Raw genomic sequence first — 5,736 nt, forward strand, 5'->3', positions numbered from 1 at the left:
GCGGGCCTCGGCCTGGTCGCCGGCGATCGCCACGGCCAGCGCCCGACGGCTGCGCTCCAGCGCGGCGCGGGTCTCGCGGATCTGCTGGTCGAGGATCAGCAGGGCGTTGCGGTCGTGGAGGTCTTCGGTGGCCCGGGCGACTTTCCCCCGGGCGAGGAGGTTGAGCAACTTGAGCATGGTGGGGCTCCCGCGTTATGAACATCGTTCACAACTGGAACCTCCCACGAACATGAACAGCGTTCAAGTGCGCGATTGCACGTCGTGCAAAATAGGGCCGCGAGGCGGCGCATGACCGGGCTGGCCGACGGCGGCAAGCCGACGAAGGCGGAGGCACGCCGGGAAGCGCTTCGCACCGCGCTGATTGCCGCGGCGGAGCGCCGGATCGCGGCGGACGGGCTCGGCGACCTGCGCGCCCGCGACCTCGCCGCGGATGCCGGCTGCGCGCTCGGCGCGATCTACACCGCGTTCCCGGATCTCGACGCGCTGATCCTCGCGGTGAACCTGCGCACGCTCGGCCTGTTCGAGGCGGCGCTCGGGCCGGAGGCCGACGGGTTCGACGCGGCGGGCGCGGCCGACGAGCTCGTCCGGCTGGGCCAGGCCTATCTCGCCTTCGCGCAAGGCCACGCCAGGCGCTGGCGCGCCCTGTTCCAGCACCAGCTCGCCGACGGGCGGCGCCCGCCGGACGGGTACGTCGCCGAGCAGGCCCGCCTGTTCCGCCGGATCGAGGCGCCGTTGCAGGCGCTGCGCCCGGACCTCCCGGCCCTCGAGCGTGTCCTGCTCGCCCGCAGCCTGTTCTCGGCGACGCACGGCATCGTCATGCTCGGCCTCGACGCGCGCCTGATGGTGCTGCCGGTCGCGGTGGTGCGGGACCAGCTCGATCTGCTGATCCGCGCCATGGCGTCGGGATTGGCGAACGCGGGCGGGGCGGCCGCCGCGTGACGCGCTCGGCCGCGCCGACGCTGCGAACCGACGCTCAGGGCGCCTCGGCCTTCGCGATGGCGCGGACCGCCCTCAGCGCGTCCGCCCGGCTCGCGTCGCTCGCAAGCCCGCTCCACAGGCCGAGAAGCTCCCGCAACCCGGCCAGATCGCTCGGCGTGGCGGCCTCGCCGAACAGCGACGCGACCGTGCCGCCGAGCGCTTCGGCGAGACGGCGAAGACTGTCGTTCCCCTCCCCGACATCGTCGCGACCGGGGGTCTTTCCGCGATCCGGGCCGGGCTCAACACACATCGACGGTCGCCTCTTAAATAGCCATGCGACCGCACGCGTCCTCGTATTCTGCATTCAGAACGCTTTTACGGCAATACGCAACCTCTGGTCGTAAGGCGGCGTTGTCGGCTTAAGTCTGAGTTGGCAGATGAGAACATCGCTTTGAAGACAGCATTATGCCGACAGACGATAGGTTCTCCGCCGGGGCCATGGTCGACGCTTGCCTGCGGCTCTACGAAATCGTCCGCGAGGTCGGAACACCCGAGATGGTCATGACGTGTCGTCTTCTGCTCTATCAAGCCGGATTGCAGATCGCGGACGAGGTCAAGGCCGAGAAGGACGGCGCAAGACGCGACGAACATTGACGGCGTGGGAAAGGCCGGGACCCGGTCCCCGCTCCGTTCCCGCGATGCGTCCGGCCCGACGGGCCTGTCTCGAGGCTCGATCGGTCTTGCCTCGGTCGGTCCTGCCTCAGTCGGTCTTGCCGTCGAGGCCGAGCCAGTGGCGGCCGTCGCGGGCCAGGAGGTCGTCGGCGGCCTTCGGGCCGGGGGTGCCGGCCGCGTAGTCCTCCACCGGGGCGGTCTTCCAGGCCTGCAGCAGCGGCTCGACCGCGGCCCAGCCGGCCTCGATGTTGTCGGCGCGCTGGAACAGCGTCGCGTCGCCGGTCATGCAATCGTAGAGCAGGGTCTCGTAGCCGACGTTGGGCTGGTTCTGGAAGAAGTCGGCGTACTTGAACCCCATCGTCACTCGGCCGATCTGCATCTGCGGCCCGGGCACCTTGACGTTCAGCTCGGTCCCGGCGCCGTGGTCGGGGTCGATGGTGATCCGCATCACGTTGGGGCTGAGCTCGGCCACCGGCGTGTCGGAGAACAGCTGAAACGGCGCCGGCTTGAACAGGATCGCGATCTCGGTGCGGCGCCCGGTCATGCGCTTGCCGGTGCGGACGTAGAACGGCACCCCGGCCCAGCGCCAGTTGTCGATCTCGAGCTTCAGGGCGACGTAGGTCTCGGTGGTCGAATCCTCGGCCACGTGCGGCTCTTCCCGGTAGCCGACGACCGGCTTCCCTTCGAGCGTGCCGGCCGTGTACTGGCCGCGCACGGCGTGGTCGGGCTGGATCGGCTTCACGGCCTGCGCGAGCTTGGCCTTCTCGCCGCGCACGTCCTCGGCCTTGAACGAGTTCGGCGGCTCCATCGCCACCATGCAGAGCAGCTGGAACATGTGGTTGGGCACCATGTCCCGTAGCGCGCCGGTGGGCTCGTAGAACCCGCCGCGCTCCTCGACGCCGACGGTCTCGCCGGCGGTGATCTGGATGCTGTCGACGTATTCGCGCCGCCAGACCGGCTCCAGCATGCCGTTGGCGAAGCGCAAAGCCATGATCGACTGCACCGTCTCCTTCCCCAGGAAGTGGTCGATCCGGTAGAACTGGCTCTCGTCGCCCTGCTTCAGGATCCGCGCGTTGAGCGCCTGCGCCGAGGCGAGGTCGGAGCCGAACGGCTTCTCGATCACCACCCGGCGGAAGGCGTCGTCCGCCTGCTTCAGCAGCCCGGCCTGGCCCAGCCCGTCGACCAGGGTGCCGAAGAAGCGCGGCGCCACCGCGAGGTAGAACACCACGTTGCCCGAGACCTTGCCCTTCAGGGCCTCGAAGGTCTTGGCATCCTCGAAGTCCCCCTTGAGGAAGTGGATGCGGTCGCGGATGAAGCCCCAGCTCTTCGGGTCGATCCGGTCGGCGTGGAACTCGGAGCCGGGGTCCTTGCTCAGGGTCTCCATCGAGGTGGTGAGCTCGGTGCGCAGGCCCTCGTCGCTGCCGTCGTTGTGGTCGACGCCGAGGATGGCGAAGCCGGGATCGAGCAGGCCGGCGCCGGCGAGGTTGTAGAGCGAGGGCATCAGCAGGCGCTTGGTCAGGTCGCCGGCGGCGCCGAAGATCACCAGCGTGCAGGGCGGCGCCGGCTTGGTGCCGCAGGCGGCCTCGTCCTTGAGGGGCGCGTCATGGCTCGATTCGGGCATCGGCGTCGTCCGGTTCTGCGACGCGATGGTGCGTCGCGGCATTCGATCGCACGTCAACCGGCGACCGCCACGGCCGTTCCCGGCGTGACGCGATCGTGTGGGGGCGGGAAGGGCCGGCTCCTCACCCCCGCCGGCGCAGCACCACGCCCGGCAGCGGGCAGGCGGCGGGGGCGACGGTGAGCACCGCCGCGCCCGGGCACAGGGCGCGGCAGCCCTGCGCCGCCTCGATCTGGTCGCGGCCGCAGGCCGTCGCGGTGCAGAACCGCCCGAGATCCTCGCAGGTCGCGCGGAAGCGGCCGGTGCCCGGCCGCTCGCGCAGGTCGGCGGCGGCGGCCGGGGCCGCGAGGGCGAGGAGCACCGGAAGAACGAGCCTGATCACGGGTCCACCCCATCGCCTCGCGCGGCCGCGCGAGGCGCCGACGTAGCATGGCGGCGCCTCGCGCCCTATGGCATGCACGCGACAGGCGACAAGAGGACCTCGGCGGACACCGTGCTCGACATCCAAGGCCTCTCCAAGACCTATGCCGACGGCACGCAGGCGCTCGCGGGCATCGACCTGTCGGTGGCGGCCGGCGAGATCGTCGCGCTGATCGGCGGCTCGGGCTGCGGCAAGACCACCCTGCTCCGGCTGATCGCCGGCCTGGACCGCGGCAGCGCCGGCACGATCACGCTCGACGGCGAGGCCATCGCCGCACCGCATCCCGGCGTGGGCCTGGTGTTCCAGGAGCCGCGCCTGCTGCCCTGGCTCACGGTGGCCGACAATGTCGGCTTCGGCCTCGACGGCGTCCGCAGGCCCGAGCGCCGCGCCCGCGTCGCCCACGCGCTCGAGCGGGTCGGGCTGTCCGAGCACGCCGCGCGCTGGCCGCGCGACCTGTCGGGCGGGCAGCAGCAGCGGGTCTCGATCGCCCGCGCCTTCGTGGCGCGCCCGCGGGTGCTGCTCCTCGACGAGCCGTTCTCGGCGCTCGACGCCTTCACTCGCAAGGACCTGCACGGGCACCTGCTCGCGCTCTGGGCCGAGACCCGCCCGACGATCCTCATCGTCACCCACGACGTCGGCGAGGCGGTGGCGCTCGCCGACCGCGCCGTGGTGATGCGGCCGAAGCCCGGCCGCCTCGACGAGACGGTGCGGCTCGGCATCGCCCGCCCGCGCGATCCCGCCTCGCCGCAGAGCGAGGCCTCGACCCGCGCGATCCTGGCGGCCCTGGACCGCTCGCTGCGCCCGGCCGAGGCCCAGGCCGCCGCGGCGCCCGCCGGGAACTGGTGGTAGCGGGCGGCGCCGGTTGAGCCGCGGTGCGGTTCCCGCTAACGGCGACCGATCAAGACCCACGATGGAGGAGACGACAATGGACGCCACCACGCTTCGCGCGCTTCAGGCCCCGCTGAAGGACCAGTACCGCAACACCCCCGACGACGCGGTGATCACCCTGCGAGCCAAGGGCTCGCTCGACGACACCGCGATCGCCTGCAAGGTCGAGACCGGCCGCGCGCTGGCGGTGGCCGGCCTGCACCCGGCGACCGGCGGCTCGGGCGCCGAGCTGTGCTCGGGCGACATGCTGCTCGAGGCGCTGGTCGCCTGCGCCGGCGTGACGCTGAAGGCGGTGGCCACCGCCCTCGAGATCCCGCTGCGCGCCGGCACGGTGAGCGCGGAGGGCGACCTCGACTTCCGCGGGACGCTCGGCGTCGACAAGGCGGCGCCGGTGGGCTTCCGCGCGATCCGGCTCGCCTTCGCCCTCGACACCGATGCGCCCCAGGACAAGCTCGACCAGCTGCTCAAGCTGACCGAGCGCTACTGCGTCGTGTTCCAGACCCTGAACCACAAGCCGGAGCTCGCCGTCACCGCCGCCCGCAGCTGAAGGGAGCGCCCACGAAAAAGGGCGGCGGAGCCGAGGCTCCGCCGCCCGTTCGTCCGATCCTGCGATCGGAGCGCGGCTTACCGGGCCAGGCTGCCGGTCCGCGACAGGGCGCGGCCGGTGCGCACCGGGGCCTCGTCGCCGAGGCGCGGGCCGATCGAGCCGGTGGTCAGGGCATCGCCCTCGCGGGCGGAGTCGACCCAGGCCGGCATGCCGAAGAAGCTGCGCGAGTCGGTGCGGTCGACGCGGGGGGCGTCGAAGCCCTGCGAACCGAAGCCCTGGGCGAAGGCGGAGGCCGGGGCGGCGAGCGCGAGGACGAAGGCGAGGGAGGCGAGACGCTTGGTCATGGTCGGTTCCTTGTCGTGATGGACGACCCGGTCTCGCGTCGCTGCGCGCACCCCGTGGCCGTCACTGCCATGACCAGGAGATGGTGCGCTGCGGAACGGTTTCACGTGCGCTTTCGCACGTGCGAGAAAGTAAAATTATAGTTCTATTTCAATGAGATCGTAGAACTATTCCACCGCGCGCGCCGCCAGGGATATCTCCCGGTGCCGTTGCTCGACAGTCCATTCGAAGCCCCGCGCGCTCCCTCCCCCGCACCCAAGTCGGGCCTGCCCGACTTGGGCACACGGGGGGCGGATCTCGGGCAAGCCCAAGATCCGTCGGGGGGAGGGA

8 protein-coding genes and 1 pseudogene are annotated in these 5,736 nt (G+C 71.5%); 4 read left to right on the forward strand and 5 right to left on the reverse strand.

Annotated elements, in window-relative coordinates; translation table 11 throughout:
- Positions 1-177: pseudogene (locus tag FV230_RS30980) on the reverse strand (PspA/IM30 family protein); the annotation flags it as partial.
- A 111-nt stretch (positions 178-288) separates the two neighbouring features.
- Here FV230_RS30980 and FV230_RS23545 point away from each other — a divergent pair.
- The gene (locus FV230_RS23545) at positions 289-939 is read left to right on the forward strand and encodes a TetR-like C-terminal domain-containing protein (protein WP_147844119.1); all 651 of its coding nucleotides are present in this window, start codon (positions 289-291) and stop codon (positions 937-939) included.
- Between the two features lie 34 nt (positions 940-973).
- Here FV230_RS23545 and FV230_RS23550 read toward each other — a convergent pair whose 3' ends face one another.
- Positions 974-1,228: a hypothetical protein gene (locus FV230_RS23550; protein WP_147844120.1), complete on the reverse strand. Its 255-nt coding sequence runs from the start codon at positions 1,226-1,228 to the stop codon at positions 974-976.
- 155 nt (positions 1,229-1,383) lie between these two features.
- On the opposite strand from FV230_RS23550, the gene FV230_RS23555 reads away from it, so the two are divergent.
- Positions 1,384-1,572 carry a hypothetical protein gene (locus tag FV230_RS23555; protein WP_147844121.1) on the forward strand — a complete coding sequence of 63 codons (189 nt, stop codon included), beginning with the start codon at positions 1,384-1,386 and terminating at the stop codon, positions 1,570-1,572.
- A gap of 106 nt (positions 1,573-1,678) precedes the next feature.
- Here FV230_RS23555 and zwf read toward each other — a convergent pair whose 3' ends face one another.
- Positions 1,679-3,211: a glucose-6-phosphate dehydrogenase gene (gene zwf, locus FV230_RS23560; protein ID WP_147729397.1), complete on the reverse strand. Its 1,533-nt coding sequence runs from the start codon at positions 3,209-3,211 to the stop codon at positions 1,679-1,681.
- A 121-nt stretch (positions 3,212-3,332) separates the two neighbouring features.
- A complete protein-coding gene (locus FV230_RS23565; protein WP_147844122.1) occupies positions 3,333-3,590 on the reverse strand; it encodes a hypothetical protein in 258 nt (85 codons plus the stop codon).
- A gap of 111 nt (positions 3,591-3,701) precedes the next feature.
- On the opposite strand from FV230_RS23565, the gene FV230_RS23570 reads away from it, so the two are divergent.
- Together FV230_RS23570 and FV230_RS23575 are read left to right on the forward strand one after the other, a co-directional pair.
- Positions 3,702-4,478: an ABC transporter ATP-binding protein gene (locus FV230_RS23570; RefSeq protein ID WP_147844123.1), complete on the forward strand. Its 777-nt coding sequence runs from the start codon at positions 3,702-3,704 to the stop codon at positions 4,476-4,478.
- Between the two features lie 76 nt (positions 4,479-4,554).
- On the forward strand, positions 4,555-5,064 hold the full coding sequence (locus FV230_RS23575) for an OsmC family protein (protein ID WP_147729800.1): 510 nt from the start codon (positions 4,555-4,557) through the stop codon (positions 5,062-5,064).
- A gap of 77 nt (positions 5,065-5,141) precedes the next feature.
- Here FV230_RS23575 and FV230_RS23580 read toward each other — a convergent pair whose 3' ends face one another.
- On the reverse strand, positions 5,142-5,408 hold the full coding sequence (locus FV230_RS23580; RefSeq protein WP_147844124.1) for a hypothetical protein: 267 nt from the start codon (positions 5,406-5,408) through the stop codon (positions 5,142-5,144).
- Positions 5,409-5,736: the final 328 nt, after the last annotated feature.

Source organism: Methylobacterium sp. WL6, assembly GCF_008040095.1.
In the GTDB taxonomy this organism is placed as follows: Bacteria; Pseudomonadota; Alphaproteobacteria; order Rhizobiales; family Beijerinckiaceae; genus Methylobacterium.